The organism is Rhizobium sp. CFBP 13726 (genome assembly GCF_014841925.1).
GTDB classification, from domain to species: domain Bacteria; phylum Pseudomonadota; class Alphaproteobacteria; order Rhizobiales; family Rhizobiaceae; genus Neorhizobium; species Neorhizobium soli.
On record NZ_JACYUU010000005.1, the window covers coordinates 154,690 to 168,406 of the forward strand.

General features: G+C 59.0%; 17 protein-coding genes. 11 read left to right on the forward strand and 6 right to left on the reverse strand.

The genetic code is table 11. The features are described 5' to 3' along the window. Nucleotides 1-246 precede the first annotated feature (246 nt). The 6 genes from IFT66_RS19810 (at nucleotide 247) to IFT66_RS19835 (ending at nucleotide 4,876) form a co-directional block, all read left to right on the forward strand. Nucleotides 247-1,020, forward strand: coding sequence for an amino acid ABC transporter substrate-binding protein (locus IFT66_RS19810; protein WP_113110284.1), 774 nt, complete (start codon nucleotides 247-249; stop codon nucleotides 1,018-1,020). Nucleotides 1,021-1,114: 94 nt separating this feature from the next. After that, a complete protein-coding gene (locus tag IFT66_RS19815; protein WP_062458746.1) occupies nucleotides 1,115-1,795 on the forward strand; it encodes an amino acid ABC transporter permease in 681 nt (226 codons plus the stop codon). Continuing rightward, nucleotides 1,792-2,553, forward strand: a complete 762-nt coding sequence (locus IFT66_RS19820) for an amino acid ABC transporter ATP-binding protein (protein WP_113110105.1) — start codon at nucleotides 1,792-1,794, stop codon at nucleotides 2,551-2,553. Before IFT66_RS19815 ends, IFT66_RS19820 begins: the two co-directional genes overlap by 4 nt. Nucleotides 2,554-2,631: 78 nt before the next feature. After that, complete coding sequence (locus IFT66_RS19825) at nucleotides 2,632-3,168, forward strand: hypothetical protein (RefSeq protein ID WP_192078658.1); 537 nt, start codon at nucleotides 2,632-2,634, stop codon at nucleotides 3,166-3,168. Nucleotides 3,169-3,350: 182 nt separating this feature from the next. After that, nucleotides 3,351-4,457, forward strand: a complete 1,107-nt coding sequence (locus IFT66_RS19830; RefSeq protein ID WP_062458733.1) for a PAS domain-containing protein — start codon at nucleotides 3,351-3,353, stop codon at nucleotides 4,455-4,457. Between the two features lie 11 nt (nucleotides 4,458-4,468). Continuing rightward, complete coding sequence (locus tag IFT66_RS19835; RefSeq protein WP_062458730.1) at nucleotides 4,469-4,876, forward strand: response regulator; 408 nt, start codon at nucleotides 4,469-4,471, stop codon at nucleotides 4,874-4,876. Between the two features lie 134 nt (nucleotides 4,877-5,010). Here the strand turns inward: IFT66_RS19835 and IFT66_RS19840 are convergent, their stop codons facing one another. Further along, entirely contained in the window at nucleotides 5,011-5,415 is a 405-nt protein-coding gene (locus tag IFT66_RS19840; RefSeq protein ID WP_062458727.1) for a host attachment family protein, read from the reverse strand. A gap of 199 nt (nucleotides 5,416-5,614) precedes the next feature. After that, nucleotides 5,615-5,950 carry a hypothetical protein gene (locus tag IFT66_RS19845; protein ID WP_062458725.1) on the reverse strand — a complete coding sequence of 112 codons (336 nt, stop codon included), beginning with the start codon at nucleotides 5,948-5,950 and terminating at the stop codon, nucleotides 5,615-5,617. A 276-nt stretch (nucleotides 5,951-6,226) separates the two neighbouring features. Between IFT66_RS19845 and IFT66_RS19850 the strand changes: the two genes are divergently transcribed. From IFT66_RS19850 to IFT66_RS19860, 3 genes are all read left to right on the forward strand, one after another. Continuing rightward, nucleotides 6,227-6,427, forward strand: coding sequence for a hypothetical protein (locus IFT66_RS19850; RefSeq protein WP_062576573.1), 201 nt, complete (start codon nucleotides 6,227-6,229; stop codon nucleotides 6,425-6,427). A 46-nt stretch (nucleotides 6,428-6,473) separates the two neighbouring features. Next, nucleotides 6,474-7,355 carry an MBL fold metallo-hydrolase gene (locus tag IFT66_RS19855; protein ID WP_192078659.1) on the forward strand — a complete coding sequence of 294 codons (882 nt, stop codon included), beginning with the start codon at nucleotides 6,474-6,476 and terminating at the stop codon, nucleotides 7,353-7,355. A gap of 145 nt (nucleotides 7,356-7,500) precedes the next feature. Then, on the forward strand, nucleotides 7,501-7,710 hold the full coding sequence (locus IFT66_RS19860; RefSeq protein ID WP_062576577.1) for a hypothetical protein: 210 nt from the start codon (nucleotides 7,501-7,503) through the stop codon (nucleotides 7,708-7,710). 32 nt (nucleotides 7,711-7,742) lie between these two features. Here the strand turns inward: IFT66_RS19860 and otnC are convergent, their stop codons facing one another. Genes otnC through IFT66_RS19875 form a run of 3 tightly spaced genes read right to left on the reverse strand, consistent with a single transcriptional unit; the run spans nucleotide 7,743 to nucleotide 10,726 of the window. After that, a complete protein-coding gene (otnC, locus tag IFT66_RS19865; protein WP_062458713.1) occupies nucleotides 7,743-8,390 on the reverse strand; it encodes a 3-oxo-tetronate 4-phosphate decarboxylase in 648 nt (215 codons plus the stop codon). After that, the gene (gene otnK, locus IFT66_RS19870) at nucleotides 8,387-9,649 is read right to left on the reverse strand and encodes a 3-oxo-tetronate kinase (protein WP_192078660.1); all 1,263 of its coding nucleotides are present in this window, start codon (nucleotides 9,647-9,649) and stop codon (nucleotides 8,387-8,389) included. Before otnK ends, otnC begins: the two co-directional genes overlap by 4 nt. Nucleotides 9,650-9,682: 33 nt before the next feature. Then, the gene (locus tag IFT66_RS19875) at nucleotides 9,683-10,726 is read right to left on the reverse strand and encodes a LacI family DNA-binding transcriptional regulator (RefSeq protein ID WP_249406517.1); all 1,044 of its coding nucleotides are present in this window, start codon (nucleotides 10,724-10,726) and stop codon (nucleotides 9,683-9,685) included. 123 nt (nucleotides 10,727-10,849) lie between these two features. On the opposite strand from IFT66_RS19875, the gene ltnD reads away from it, so the two are divergent. Continuing rightward, nucleotides 10,850-11,764, forward strand: coding sequence for an L-threonate dehydrogenase (gene ltnD / locus IFT66_RS19880; RefSeq protein ID WP_192078662.1), 915 nt, complete (start codon nucleotides 10,850-10,852; stop codon nucleotides 11,762-11,764). A gap of 4 nt (nucleotides 11,765-11,768) precedes the next feature. Continuing rightward, entirely contained in the window at nucleotides 11,769-12,536 is a 768-nt protein-coding gene (gene otnI / locus IFT66_RS19885; protein WP_062458704.1) for a 2-oxo-tetronate isomerase, read from the forward strand. Nucleotides 12,537-12,577: 41 nt separating this feature from the next. On the opposite strand, the gene IFT66_RS19890 is transcribed toward otnI, so the two are convergent. Beyond that, entirely contained in the window at nucleotides 12,578-13,624 is a 1,047-nt protein-coding gene (locus tag IFT66_RS19890) for a LysR family transcriptional regulator (RefSeq protein ID WP_249406518.1), read from the reverse strand. Nucleotides 13,625-13,717: the final 93 nt, after the last annotated feature.

Consider the following 13,717-nt stretch of genomic DNA (forward strand, 5'->3'; position numbering starts at 1 on the left):
CAGCTAGAGAACGCAAGGGTTCCGCCCGGGTCTTCCGGGACAGCAGATTGCGGCACGATGGCGTCTTGCCGGAAATCCTGCGCGAAGGCTGTGTCGTGGTTGCGTCGGGTCATGCGCGAAGAAAAATGAGCAAAATAATCTCATTTGCCTGTTTTATTTGCTCGATCCTCTCCTCCAACAGCACAGGTTTTCCTAGATAACACCGCATCGAAAGGCCATCAGGCCTGATGCCCGAAAGGAATGACCATGAACTGGCTGAAATCCATCGCTGCTGCCGCCATGCTGCAGGCCGTTGCCATCACCCCATCTGTCGCTGGCGAAAACCTCGACCAGATCAAGGCCGCCGGCGTGATCAAGATCGGGACGGAAGGCACCTATGCCCCCTTCACTTTCCACGACAGCGCCAACAAGCTGACCGGCTTCGACGTCGAGATCGGCGAGGCTGTCGCCAACAAGCTTGGCGTGAAGGCAGAATTCATCGAAGGCAAGTGGGATGGCCTCATCGCTGGCATCGATGCCAAACGCTATGATGCCGTCATCAATCAGGTCGGCATCACCGAAGCCCGCAAGCAGAAATATGCCTTCTCCGACCCCTATATCGCGTCCAAGGCCGTGCTGATCGTTCGCAGCAATGACGAGGAGATCAAAGGGTTCGAAAGCCTAAAGGGCAAGAAGTCGGCACAGTCGCTGACCAGCAACTTCGGCAAGCTGGCCGAGGCGTCTGGAGCAGAGCTCGTCGGCACCGACGGCTTTGACCAGTCGATCCAGCTGGTTCTGACCCGCCGCGCCGATGCCACGATCAACGACAGCCTCTCCTTCCTCGATTTCAAGAAGAAGCAGCCTCAGGCTCCCGTTAAGATCGTTGCCGAAAAGGCGGATGCCGATTTCTCTGGCATCATCGTTCGCAAGGGCGACGACGAGCTGGTTTCAGCCATCAACAAGGCGCTCGCCGACATCAAGGCGGACGGAACCTACAAGACGATTTCTGACAAGTATTTCGGTCAGGACGTCTCGAAGTAAGAACGGACTGTTCCGTTCTTGAAACTGCGCCATATGTATTGAGATCAGAGCGCTCGGCGACCATCGCCGGGCGTCATATGTTTTGAGGTTCGCCGTGCCGCACTGGCTTCAATTGATGATCGATTCGTTGCCGACACTTCTGTGGGCCGGCGTGAAATTTACGATCCCGCTGACACTCCTTTCCTTTGTGCTGGGCCTATCGCTGGGGCTTGTCACCGCGGTCGCACGGTTGTTCGGGCCGTGGCCGGTTTCAGCAATCGCTCGCTTCTATGTATGGATCATTCGCGGTACACCACTCCTTGTGCAGCTCTTCGTCATCTTCTACGGCCTGCCGAGTGTGGGAATTCTGCTTGATGCCTTTACGGCGGCCCTGATCGGCTTTACGCTCAATGTCGGTGCCTACACGTCGGAAATCATCCGTGCCGCCATCTCCTCCGTCCCCAAGGGTCAGTGGGAAGCCGCCTATTCCACCGGCATGAACTGGCGCCAGGCGATGCGGCGCACGATCCTGCCGCAGGCAAGCCGGGTATCCGTGCCGCCTCTGTCAAACACGTTCATATCACTGGTCAAGGATACCTCGCTTGCCGCGGCAATCACGGTGCCCGAACTTTTCCAGTCCGCGCAGCGTATCGTTGCCACGACGTATGAGCCGCTCATCCTCTATATCGAGGCCGCCATCATCTATCTCGCTTTGAGCTCCATCCTGTCTCACCTGCAGTCCCGGCTCGAATTTCGCTTTGCCCGATACGGCGGCATGCTGGAGGCCAACCGATGATCGAACTGTCGCATATCGAAAAGCGTTTCGGCGACGCCGTCATTCTGAAGGATATCTCTCTCAGCTTTCCGGAGGGCAGCGTTTCGGCTCTGGTCGGACCGTCGGGCGGCGGCAAGAGTACCTTGCTCCGCTGCATCAACCTCCTGGAGCAACCGACCGCCGGAAGCGTGCGCATCGGCGCTGAGAGCGTCGACTTTGCACCCGGCCGCAAGGCGCCGTGGCAATCCATTCAGAAAGTGCGCAGCCAGACGGGAATGGTGTTTCAGAACTTCCAGCTTTTCCCACATCGCACGGCCATCGAAAACGTCATGGAAGGGCTGCTTGTCGTCCAGAAATGGTCCCGCGAAAAAGCCAGGGCGCGCGCCCTGGAATTGCTGACGAAAGTCGGCATGGAACACAAGGCCGATGCCTGGCCCGCCAATCTCTCAGGCGGCCAGCAGCAGCGTGTGGCAATTGCACGGGCGCTCGCGCCCTCGCCGAAGGTTCTTTTGTGCGACGAACCGACTTCGGCGCTTGACCCGGAGCTTTCCGCCGAGGTCGTCGACGTGCTCGGCACCCTTGCCAAAGAGGGCACGACCATGGTGATGGCGACGCACGATCTGCGACTTGCCTCGCAGGTTGCCAATCTCGTTGTCTTTCTCGAGGCGGGGCAGGTCGTCGAGATCGGCAGCGCCGAACAGGTCTTTCGCAACCCTGTCCACGAACGCACACGTCAGTTCGTGTCGTCGATCAACGCCGCGCAGACCTTCTCGGCGTAGCCATTCCGGTGCTGCACGCCACTGCTGAAACCGCGTGCGGCCGTTGTTTGCATATTCAAAGACAGGGGTTGCCGAGCGATGACACAGACACGACCGCCACTCGATCCCCTCACCCAGGCGACGGTCACGATCGCCTGGGTGATCGTATTCAACAAGCCATTCTATCCCGTCTATGTCTGGTATCTCGTCGGCAATGGCGTGGCTGCGTCATGCGCTACCTTGCTTGCCGCCCCCCTGTTTCTCGCGATCCCTTTCATTGCTCGCCAATCACCCTTTATGGCGCGGTTGGCGTTGCCAATCGTCGGCACGCTCGACACGTTGTTCGAGACAAAACTGTTCGGGCATGGTTCGGGGACGGCGCTTTTTTTTGGTGCCTGCTTCATGCTTTCCGCACTGTCCTTTTTTGCCCAGGAGAAGTGGTGGCAGCGCAGCATGGCGGCCTTTGTCTTCGCTGTGTTTCTATTCTCGCAGTATCTTCTCGGTCCACCATTGCGGGTCTGGAGCGATCCTGACCTTGCCATCCTGCTCAGGCTCAACATGTTCTCGGTCGCATGCCTGATGGCCTTTATTGCCATACGTTATGCCGGTCTTGAGACCAGACGTGAGCGCCACTAACCATTTGTGATCCCGCGACTGCACAGTGCCTAATCTCCGCAACATCTGGAAACACGGAATTTTCAGGTTTTCCCTAGAGAATGGAGCGGATTGCTGACGACCGTCAATTTTAACAGGATGTCGGAACCTGTCCGCGGTTAAAGCATTATTTTTCGCAACGCTTATGAGGGGCGACGGACTTTATGGCTGTGGAAAAAGATGTTCGCGGCGCAAGAGACGCAGGCGACCGGCTAATCGCCGCCCACGCATCCGGAGATCCGTTCGCAGCAGCTTTCAAAGCAACACGCATGCCGATGATCATCACCGATCCACGCCAGGTCGATAACCCGATCATCTTTTCAAATCGAGCGTTCTCGAAGTTAACCGGGTACTCGGCGCAGGAACTTGTTGGGCGCAACTGCCGCCTCTTACAGGGTCCGCAAACTGACCCTGCGGCTGTTGCCAAAATTCGGGAAGCGGTGTCGCAAGAGCGGGATCTTGCGATCGACATTCTCAACTATCGGCGCGACGGCACGACCTTCTGGAATGCTCTGTTCGTCAGCCCGGTTCGAAACGAAGATGGGCAAGTCATCTACTTCTTCGCGTCTCAGTTGGACTTTACCAACATCAAGAGCAAAGAGGCAGAACTAGCGGCGGCTCGGCATATCGCGGAAGAGGAAGTCGCAAGGCGCACAGCGGACCTGACGGACGCGCTGACAACGAAGACCGCGCTCGTTCACGAAGTCGACCACCGCGTCAAAAACAATCTTCTGACCATCGCCTCGATCGTCAAGCTCCAGGCGCGGATGGCGGAGGACGAAGTGGCAAAGCGGACCCTGTTTTCCGTCCTCAGCCGCGTCGAGGCGCTGAGCACTGTTCACCGCAAGCTTCTGAATGACGATGATGTCGGCCATTTCGATGTTGCAGAGTTCGCAGGCGACCTGATCGTCGATGTGGTCGGTGCGCTTAGGCGATCTGACATTGTGATGACAACCGACCTGCACGAAGTCATCGTCCCGGCTGACAAGGCATCACCTCTCGCTCTTATCTTGAACGAGCTGATCGGTGATGTCGTTCGACGCGGCTTGAGCGATGGCGGCGGCGAAATTCACCTGGAAGTGAGACGCCTGAACGGACACTTCTTGGTAAGGGTCGTCGACACGGTCACCCCCGTTGTCTTTGACCAGCGCGAACACGACTTCGGCAGACTGATGCTGGAGACCTGTGCCAGGCAGCTGGGCGCTGAAATCGAACGGAAAACGGATGGCAAGCGCACAGAAGTGAGCGTTACCCTGATGGTCAATGAGTAAGGAACAGAATTTTGCGCGTGATGATCGTGGAAGACGAGGCGCTGCTGGCGCTCGAACTTGAAACTGAGGTCGAGGCTGCGGGTCACGATGTTGTCGGCCAGGCGGCTTCAAGCTCGACCGCATACGAACTTGCTGAAAAGACTGCGCCTGACTTCGCTTTCGTCGACATCCAACTTCTTGATGGCCCGACAGGGATCGACGTCGGAAAATTCCTTGCTTCGAAAAACGTCCCTTACATATTTGTTTCAGGAAATTTGAAGCGGATCCCGGACGATTTTGCAGGCGCGCTCGGCGCAATCGAGAAGCCGTACACGATGAACGGACTGCAGAACGCCTTGGATTATCTGGCGCTACGGGTCGAAGGTGGGGAAGTACCGAGCCCCCCTCCTGGCCTAATCCTGGCCTCCGAGGTCGCCTGACTGTTTAGAAGCGTGGGCGCCGCCCTTTCTAACAGTGTCCATCTATCCGCAGACATCGGATACTGATGGCCTTCACTTCTCGAAAGTAGGGCCCCGCTGCTGCAGGGCCTCCACTTCTGGTGCTGTTGTAGCGATCAGGCTGCAGCCAGCGCCTTTTCGATATCCTGGATCGAATGGCCCGTAAGGTCCTTGTCGAGTTCGCCAATCAGAACGTCAGACAGCGACTTGTGGTAGCTCTTGCGCATTTCACCGAGTGTGCGGGGCGCCGCCACGACAACAAGATTTTTGATCTTTCCATCCAGCACATGCTTGTTCAGCATGTCGGCAATGCCGTTGCTGAAACCGTCTTCGTCCTGCTGGCTGTCATCCGGGTTTGCGGAGCTGCTGGAATGGCGCGCACCGGAAGAGATTTTCGAGCTGTCGATGTCCGTGGCCGGCATCGCTCTCAGCTTGACGTTTGCTGCGTCACCTTCATTCTTGAAAAGGCTGAGCTTTTCGCCATCGGCAACGGCAACGATCGTGTTCTGTGGTAGCTGCATAAGGGTCTCCATAGTCAGCACCGCCTGCTTCCTTCGAGGAACCAGCCGGTGCATGTTTCGAGGCCTACAGTAATCCCGCAGCGGCGGATCGGTTCCGAGCAAACGACGTGGATAGCGCTGAGTTATCTGATCCTTGACACCCGCCGTACCTGACGGAACTGTCGCAAATCCGGCACCAACTGCGACGCGGCTCCGTCGGCTACTGCGCGGTAAAAAACGTCAGAAGCACTTTTCCTTTTTCGCCCAGAAGGCAGACGAAACGATCAGGCTTACCGGTTTCGCCGCCGCGTGCGATATAGGCATCGCCCATGACGACGGTCTTCACCGCGACATTCTCGACCTTGGTATCCGCGGAGCTCACGGCCAGGGTTTCCATGTCGAGCACCAGGTCGGTGATGGCGGACGATTTTTCCTGCAGCGCCAGCAAGCCGGTCGATTGGCATGCCTGGGCTGCCTCGTCGTTGTTCGTCTGGGCATAGGTTGCTCCGGCGGTGAGGCAAAGAGCGGCAAAGGCGGTCACGGAAAGTCGTTTCATAAGGGCCCCCAAGAAAAGTCGGCATTGACTGCGACTTCGAATGCATTTGACCTCGATTTGTTCCCTTCCACCCTGAGGCTAAGCCGCGCCGATTGTGGCACAACAGGATACGCACGGCGTGGTGGCCTTATCGATTTCCTGCGCCGATCAAGCACTCGGCTGCCGCTCGGTCATGATTAGGCGTTTGAGCGTGTACCTGTTAGACCTTTGCCAACGGATCGACCGTCATGACATCGCGCTGACCGTCGCGTCAGCTTTCAAGAAAGAGAGATCGATATGGGTTGGAAAACGCCAAAGGTCGAATACGTGAACGGTTACAAGATCGTCGAGGTCGATGGGCCATCCTTCAAGGTGTACGAAGGCGATCGCCAGTTGGGCGATGACTTCCCTTATTCCGGCGAGGCTGCGGCTCTCGCGAATTCTCTGCCGAAGCTGGATATGCCGAAACCTAGTCATGGGTTGCCCTCGTTCCGCTGACGGCGGGCCATCGCCTTTTCAAGTGACGCATCGCAAGGGATTGGCGATGAATATTTCGGTTCGGCTCACGACTTACCCTGGCCTCGATGATCGGATTGTCATCGTGAGGGCTGGCGACGAGGTCGATGCCGTCTTCGTGCGGACTGATCGGTTCAATGTCCTCGTCGATACGCTTGGCACCCCATCCCTGTGTCGGGAAGCGCTAGCACTGCTCGACGACCAGATGGGCGACCGGCCTCTGCTGGTCATCAACTCCCACATGGACTGGGACCACTTTTGGGGCAATTCCGGGCTTGACGATCGCATACCGATCATCGCGCACGCCAAGGCGCTGGAGCGGCTAAACGATCCCGCTGCACGAGATAAGCTTGTCGAAAAACAGCGCGACGCACGATTTCGGGATGTCGAGATTGTTGCCCCCAATCTATGCTTCACTGGCGAGAGCATGATCCTGGATGGCGGCGATCTGGTCCTCGAATTGCTTCACACGCCCGGACATACGCCGGATCATGTCGCGGTCTGGATCCCTTCCATCCAAACCTGTCTTGCGGTCGATGCCGTCGAGTGGCCGATCCCCGAGGTCTGGAGCAAGGATCCTCACGATCTCAAGGCGCTTTGCTGCTCGTTGAAAACAATCCGTGATCTTGATGCCCGCCACGTCGTTCTAGCTCACGGCCAGACCTCCGCACCGTCGATCGTCGAAGCGAACCTTGCTTACTTCTCACGACTGCACGACCGCATCGCCGCTCTTGACGGCTCCGCGTTGGCCAACGCTGATCTCGACCAGAAAGACGGCTTGCGCCTGCGGGACTTCGTGAGCCTGCCAGAGGATATGCCGGGCGAGACGGCAGCATTTTACGAACGCTGCCATCGGTCCAACCTTTATGCGACAGCGGAAGCCCGGAAGGCCGGTGTCGCTTATATCTGAACCGTTCGTCCTCCGGCACGCGTGTTTGCTCGAACCGGACGGAGCGAGAGCACAATCTTCGTTCCCCTTTTGCGAGTATCAGGCTGAGCCTCACGGAACTCCTGCTCTTGCTACCTGTTGGATAGGACAGAAAAGGAGCACTGAAATGAGTAAACCGGAAGACGATGCAAAGGGTCAGTACGCCCCGTCCCAGGCCGATCGCAAGGCGACAGGGGTTCACAGCGCAAAGCCGACAGTCGTGACGGGCTCTGAAGACGCGACCGTTCACCGCGATGCGCCGGGAAAGAAATCCGACAAAGATTTCGATCTCAACTATGACCCCAAGGACATGAACGAAGGCAGTTTCCGCGGCTGAAGCACAGCACGCGGTCACCTACGCCAGCAGGATCAGCCGTGGCGCTCCATAAGATCGTCACGCTGCTCCTGCGTCAGTGGCCTGATTTTCTCGCCACGCAGCATCAGGAACAGTTTCGCCGTTTCCTCGAGCTCTTCGGTCGCGTATTGCGCCTCGCGAAGCGATTTCCCGGCAACTACCGGCCCGTGATTGGCGAGCAGGACGGCGTGACTGTCGCGAGCACGCTCCCGCACCGCCTCCGCCAAAGCGGCATCGCCTGGCGGGAAATACGGAGCCATCGGCAGTTTTCCCACCCGCATGACGTAATAAGCCGTCAGTGGCGGAAGAAGATCCTCCGGGTTCAGTCCTTCGATGAGGCTGATCGCGACGGCATTCGTCGAGTGAAGGTGAACGACCGCTGAAGCCGTGCTGCGTTCGCAATACATGCACTGGTGCAGAAACGCTTCCTTGGTCGGTTTGTCGCCGGAGACATGCACGCCCTCAGCGGAGAATTTCGAAAGGCGCGCCGGATCGAGCGCGCCAAGCGATGCGTTTGTCGGCGTCATCAGCATATCGCCATTCGATAGCCGTGCACTGATGTTGCCGGTCGATCCGAACGTGAAGCACCGGTCGAAAAGCGACTTGCCAACCGTGACGATCTCGTCGCGAAGCTTTGTTTCCTCGGAAAGAACTGCCGTCATTTCAAAAGCTCCCACGCCTTGAGGAAGAAGTCGGCGGTGCCGAAATTGCCGGATTTGAGTGCAAGCGCCATAGGTGCGCCATCACCCATCGTCAGTGTCCAGGGCACACCCGGATCGATCTCGCGGCCGATAAACAAGGCGGACGGCGCCAGTGCTCCAACGACGGCGCCTGACGTTTCTCCGCCGGCGACGATCAGCCTCCGGACCCCGTTTTCGCGCAGTCCGATGGCGGTTTTTGCGAGGAACTGCTCGACGATCTCGCCAGCCTTTTCCTGTCCAAGGCTCTCTTGAGCTGCCAGAACATCCTTCGGATCAGCGCTCGAGTAGATCAGTGGAACGCCTTCCTGCGCCAGAGCCCATCTGATCGCTTCGTCAACGTCCATACGCCCTTGTGCGATATCGACCGGATCGAGCTTGAGCGTGGGCATGCCGGCCTCGATAGCGGCCTTGATCTGGCCCCGTGTCGCCTCTGAACAGGAACCGGCAAGAATGGCGGCCCTCCCGTCCGGCGCCTGAAACTGTCCTGCCGTGATGTCTCGTTGCAAAAGCCCCGCGCGCCGAAAGTTCTCGGGCAGACCGATTGCGATGCCGGAACCGCCGGTGATAAGCGGGAACTCCGCGACTGCTTCACCGATCACGCGCAGATCCTGGTCGGTAATCGCGTCGACGACCACGACGCCGTCACCACGCCGACGCGCCTCGTCGAAGGCCGCACGAACGCTCTCGGCACCCTTTGCGACGTTCTCATGTGAGACAAGGCCGACCTGAAGTTTGGATTGTGCCGCCATCAGACGCACCAGCGACGAATCCGTCATCGGCGTCAGGGGGTGATGGCGCATGGGGCTATCCGACAGCAGTTGATCTGCCACGAAGAGATGACCCTTGTAGATCGTCCGGCGGTTGGCAGGGAAAGCAGGGCAAACGATCGTCAGATCCGTCCCAAGCTCGCGTGCGAGCGCATCGGTAACCGGCCCGATATTGCCCTTCGGCGTCGAATCGAAGGTCGAGCAGTATTTGAAGATGATCTGGCGGGCACCGGCCGTCTTCAGCCATCGCAGTGCCTCGAGCGACATCGCGATGGCCATTTCAGCGGGATTGGTACGGGATTTAAGGGCGACGACGACCGCGTCGACATCGCTCAGATCGAAATCGGCGGGCGGAACGCCCACCGTCTGGATCGTGCGCATGCCCTCCCTCGACAGCATCAGGGCAAGGTCCGTTGCGCCGGTCAGATCATCGGCGATTGCGCCAAGCAGCATATCATTCTCCCGTCTTGAGGATGGGCTCCGCCTTCAGGCGGTTGCCCCCTCTATAATTGAAAATCCCGTGTCGATGATCCTTGCCTCCTGCGGACGCTGAGGCGTCTCCAGCAAGGCTTCGATTGCCGTCTTGCCGATGGCAAAGCGATTGGAAAGCACCGTCGTCAGCGGCTTTGGCAGAACCTGTCCGATCTCGAGCCCGTTGAAGCCCATCAGCGCGAGACCGTCCGGCACCGGCATTCCGGCCGCCATGCAGTGCATGAAACCGCCCACCGCCATGTCGTCGTTGGAAAACGCCGCCGCATCGATGGCGGCACCGTCGGCAAGAAGACTCGCCAGAGCTCGACGTCCTTCGAGCGTCGAACTTGGCGCCTCTGTCCGATACTCCGAGACCAGTGACAAGCCCGTCTCAGACAAACCTTCGCAAAGCCCCTCATACCGCAAACGCGCGCGCCGATCCGCAGCCCAGTCATGGCCGACATAGCCGATCCTCGAATAGCCGCGCTGAACGAGATGGCGTGCCATCGCGCGGCCGGCGTCGCGATGCGACAGGCCGACCGCAAGGTCGATGGGCCGGTCATCGATATCCATCAGTTCGGCGATCCGCACCCGGCTGCCTTCAAGCATGCGTCTTGCGGCCGTGGTATGCTCGAAACCTGTGGTGATGATCGCCGCCGGATGCCAGGCCAGAAGCGACGAAATAATATCCTGCTCGGTCTCGAGACTGTAATCGGTCACACCGATCATCGGGCGATAGGACGTGCCGATCAGCCCAGCATTTATACCCCTGAGCACTTCGGGAAAAACGATGTTCGACAACGACGGCAAGATGACGCCGATGATCGGCGAAGACGAGGACGCAAGCGAACCGGCAGCCCTGTTAGGGACATAGCCGAGTGCGTCGATTGCCGCATTGACGCGGAGTCTTGTCTCCGGTGCGATCGGCCCCTTGTTGCGGATCACGCGCGAGACGGTGTTCTCGCTAACTTTTGCCAGCCGAGCGACATGCGCAAGCGTCGGCGTCTCAGCGGCCGAGGGCACGCTATCGTCTGCAATCGACCTCCCCTCCCCGTCCAAGTCGTTCTCTCCTCCATTTATCTCAGCGCTAACATATGTCGCTTGAACAGGGCAAGAGGATGTGGTTGAAAACATGTTAGCGCTGAGATTCTAACTACACAGCGCTTCATGGAGGTGCCGCTCATGTCCAGCCCAACCACTATCGCCATCATTGGCCTCGGCTCAATGGGACTAGGCAAGGCACGCTCTGTGCTGAGCGCCGGTCACAAGGTTCGCGGCTTCGACGTCAACCGGGACGCGCTTTCGACCCTCGAAAATGAGGGTGGCGTTGCTGCCTCCTCGCCGGGCGATGCTGTTGAAGGCGCTGACATCGCGGTCGTCGTGGTCGTCAATGCGGCACAGACGGAAACAGTCCTTTTCGGCAAGGCCGGGATCGTCAGCGCGATGCATTCCGGCGGCGTCATCGTCTGCTGCGCCACCGTCTCGCCCAGCGATGCGAAATCCTTCGCCGCACGGACCGAGGCAGCCGGGCTGCTTTATCTCGACGGCCCGATCAGCGGGGGCTCAAAGAAGGCGCATTCGGGAGAACTGACCTTCATGGCATCGGGCTCGCCTGAAGCATTCAAGGCGGCGCGGCCGGCGCTCGATGCGATGGCGGCCACCGTCTACGAGCTTGGCGACCAGCCGGGTGTCGGCTCCTCCTTCAAGATCGTCAATCAGTTGCTGGCAGGTGTCCATATAGCGGTCGCCTGCGAAGCGATCACATTCGCGAAAAGCCTCGATCTCGACATTGCCAGGGTCTTTGACGTCATCACCAAATCGGCTGGCAATAGCTGGATGTTCGAAAACCGAATAACGCACGTTCTCGACGGTGATTACAGCCCCCAAAGTGCCGTTTCGATCTTCACCAAGGATCTCGGCATCGTCTCCGACATAGGCTGCCAGCAGAAGTTTCCGCTTCCGATCACCGCGGCCGCATTGCAACTCTTCATCATGACCGAGGCCGCCGGGATGGGTCGCGATGACGACAGTTCGGTTGCGCGGCTGCTCGCCCAGATCACCGGGCTTCACCTGCCCGGCATGCCAGAGAAAGAATAGGCCCATGCCGAAGTTTGCCGCAAACCTGTCGATGATGTTCAACGAGCGACCGTTCCTGGAGCGGTTCGCGGCTGCGGCCACGGCTGGCTTTAGCGCCGTCGAGTATCTCTTCCCTTACGACTATCCGGCCGAGGTCGTCGCCGAGAAGCTTCGTGATGCCGGGCTAAACCAGGCCCTGTTCAACATGCCACCCGGGAATTGGACAGGCGGCGATCGGGGTCTTGCGAGCCTTTCCGACCGGCGCGAGGAGTTCGAGTCGTCGCTGGTCAAGGCAATTGCCTATGGCAAGGCGCTCGGAACGCCGCTTCTTCACATGATGGCCGGGATCGCGCCAGCGGATGATCCCACCGCTGCTTCCTGCTATGTGGACAATCTGAAAAAGGCGGCCGATGCAACGGCCGAGGCCGGGATCGGTCTCGTCATCGAGCCGATCAACAAACGCGATATGCCGGGTTATTTTCTTAACGACTTCAATCGCGCATTTGATCTCGTGGTCGATCTCGATCGCCCCAATGTCAGTCTTCAGTTCGACATCTATCACCGCCAGATCATGCATGGAGATGTCATCACAGCCTTGAGGCAGATGGCGCCGCGCATCGGGCATATCCAGATTGCGGCGGTTCCTACCCGGCATGAACCCATGACAGGCGAACTCAACGACCGCATGATCTTCGAAGAGATCGACGCGCTCGGCTATCAGGGTTATGTCGGCTGCGAATACCGGCCTGCCGGAGTAACCGAGGACGGACTGGGCTGGATGAGTTCGATCTGAACCAGGCTCACCCCTTTACCGAAGTATGCATCCGGCTTGCATCATCCGTCGCTCGTCAGTTCCGCCCTGATCCGTCGCTGTTCTTGCAGCGCCGTCTGGAGTTGCGTCAAGAACGCCTCGACGCCTGGCGTCATCGGCCGATCTCGACGCGTGACGATCCCGTATGATCCCATTACCGCAGGCAGCGTGACCGGGATCTCGACCAGCAGGTTATGGCGGATGTAGAAGTCCGATACGTCGCCGGGCATCACGGCCAGCATGTCGCTCTCGTGCATCAGCGCCACCATCGTCATCATTGACGAAGTTTCGACGATGTTTTGGGGACCGGACAGTCGCATTTCGGCAAAGACAGGCGCCAGAACCTTTCGCATGGGGCTTCCGGCCGGCAGAAGCGTCCAGGGCCATTCGCCCAGCTCGCGCACCGTGACGGACGACCTGCTCGCGAGCGGGTGGTCCCGCCGGCCGACGACTTTCAGCGGTTCGTCGATGAGATCGACGTAATCGAAGTCGTTGCGATCGCCGAGCACGATCGGTCGTGCCAGCAGCACATCGAGGTGACCGTTCAACAGGGAGCCAACGAGCGCATCGCTCGTTCCGGCATCGATCGAGACCTGCAGGCCGGGATGCTCGCGCTTGAGCGCAGCGACAGCCTTTGCCAGCAGAAACGGAACGGCGCTGATGACAGCCCCGATCCGCAACGTGCCGGATGCGCCCGACGACAGCGAATCGAGATCCTCCCTCGTCCGGACGATCTCCATCTGCATCAGGCGCGCATGTCTGATCATCACCTCGCCATAGGGCGTTGCGCGCATGCCCCTGGAACTGCGCTCGAACAGCGGATGGCCGACGGCCGCTTCCAGATCCTGGATCAGTTTCGTCGCCGTCGGCTGCGTCATGTTGAGAGCCGAGGCGGCTTTTCGCAGGCTCGCGACCGTTCCAAGCTCGATGAGAAGCAGGAGTTGCGTGCTTTTCAGATGGCGAAGGAGCGACAGCCCGCGGTCGAAACGCTCTGATGTCATTGGCGCAATCCATTTCAGCCGGCGGATGCCGTGATCGGAAAAGCCGATCACATGATCTGTATATTTCATTATTTCGGCATAGCCAGTCAACTATATTCCCGGGATGCACGGTGGAGAGGAACGCCGATCAAGGAGGTCGGTGACAACCGGGTGGATGCAAGC